This is a genomic window from Marinomonas epiphytica, from assembly GCF_054780655.1.
The window spans coordinates 1-503 of the sequence record NZ_BAAGVX010000028.1 but is presented as its reverse complement, the minus strand read 5'-3'; the positions used below and the strand labels follow the sequence as shown (position 1 = coordinate 503).

Here is a 503-nt window from a genome sequence, read left to right as displayed (position 1 = left end):
GCAAGGCACGGTGTCCATCGTCAACAACGAAATCGTCTATGTACCTGCACTGAACTTTAACGGCACCGCTGAAATCGGTTATACCGTGTTAGATGGCAATGGCGGCAGTGATACCGCCACTGTCACCGTCACCGTGAATGCGGTGAACGATAACCCCGTGGCTGACGACACTACAGGTACAGGTAACGAAGATACCAGCATTACCTTGAATGTTTTAGCCGATGTATCGGATGTGGATGTGGGCGACACCTTTACTGTGTCCAGCCCAACAGTGATTTCAGGGCAAGGCACGGTGTCCATTGTCAACAACGAAATCGTCTATGTACCTGCACTGAACTTTAACGGCACTGCGGAAATTGGCTACACCATCACAGACAGCAATGGCGGCAGTGATACCGCCACTGTCACAGTTACCGTGAATGCGGTGAACGACAATCCTGTGGCCAACGACACAACAGGTTCGGGTAACGAAGATACCAGTATCACGCTAAACGTTTTGGCCG

Annotated in this window: 1 protein-coding gene; it reads left to right on the top strand. The window is 51.1% G+C overall.

Annotated features, from left to right (window positions below):
- The coding region (locus ACYVGZ_RS08085; RefSeq protein WP_460753761.1) for a tandem-95 repeat protein at window positions 1-503 on the top strand (503 nt) is incomplete at both ends.